The organism is Priestia sp. P5_B4 (assembly GCF_056400385.1).
This window is the reverse complement of sequence record NZ_JBFULJ010000999.1, coordinates 1-1293: the sequence shown is the minus strand read 5'-3', so window position 1 is coordinate 1293 and position 1293 is coordinate 1. Positions and strand designations below refer to the sequence as shown.

Here is a 1293-nt window from a genome sequence, read left to right as displayed (position 1 = left end):
TCATAATATATCCCTGCAAGTACGACGGATGCAATTGGTAAATCTTTCTGAACTGCTTTTCTAGCTCGTCTTTTTCAGGAATCGTCCCGTTCCTTGAATCCACTGCTGCTATTACGTCTTGTTTAGATAAAGACTCCCTCCATAAATCGGCCATAATTAACGCGTGCTGCGTTAGTGTCTCTTTTGCCATCTTTTTTTGAACTTGATAGCTAATGGCTAAAGAAATGACTCCAAGGGCAACTACAATTAAAGTAGAAAATAAAACCGTTTTGTTAAACACACTCAAACTTCGAATATATTTTTTCATCGGTATACTCCGGATTCAAAAGAATAGTAACCAGCACAGCATTCGCTGGTAGAAAGTTGATTCTATTATATCACACGTTTGTMCACTTCTCTTTCCTCTTTTTCCAAAAAAGAGAAAGCCAAAAAAGTGACTTGCAAAAAGCAACCCACTTTATTCAGCAAAATACATAAAACCAATTGCACCAATACCTGTATGCGTTGAAATAATAGGCGTCGTATCTTCAATCGAAAATTGCGTATAGCCCCTTGCCTTCACAATTGATTCTTTTAACTTAGAGGCGAGCCCAAATCCATCTGCATGTACAAGCCCTACTCCTTTAATACTTTTTCCTTCTGTATGCTCTTCGAACTGTTTCGTTAAAAACTTAACAATTTGAGAATGGCTGCGCACTTTAGCAACAGGAGTATATACTCCGTCAGCTAGAGAAGCAATTGGCTTAATATTTAAAAGAGAACCGATCAATCCTTTTCCTCGTCCAATACGTCCACCTTTAACCAAATTTTCAAGCGTATCAACTACGACAAAAAGATTCGTATTTTGACGCACCTCTTCCAAGCGCGTGATAATTTCTTCTACTGTGTGCCCATCTTCAATCATTTTCACCGCTTCAAAGACTTGAAACGAAAGAGCTTTTGTAATGTACATAGAATCAACAACGGTGATGTTTCCTTCTACCATTTGAGCCGCGCTTTCAGCTGCTCGAACAGTTCCGCTCATTCCCCCAGTCATATGAATCGAAATGACGTCATACCCTTCACTAACTAATCGTTCATATACTTCAACAAAAGAACCAATAGCTGGCTGAGAGCTTTTTGGTAATTCTTTTGAATTTTTCATTTTTTCAATAAAATCTGTCGGCGTTAATTCCACGCGATCTAAATACGTTTCATTATCAATGTTAATACATAAAGGTATCATCTCAATACCGTATTTTTCAGCTTCTTCCAACGTTAAATCAATTGTTGAATCCGTTACCACTTTAATTT

1 protein-coding gene and 1 pseudogene are annotated in these 1293 nt (G+C 37.5%); both read right to left on the bottom strand.

Annotated elements, in window-relative coordinates:
- Window positions 1-307: pseudogene (locus AC1DRF_RS28265) on the bottom strand (ATP-binding protein); the annotation flags it as partial.
- A gap of 150 nt (window positions 308-457) precedes the next feature.
- Window positions 458-1291, bottom strand: a complete 834-nt coding sequence (locus AC1DRF_RS28260; RefSeq protein WP_477742339.1) for a DegV family protein — start codon at window positions 1289-1291, stop codon at window positions 458-460.
- Between the last annotated feature and the right edge of the window lie 2 nt (window positions 1292-1293).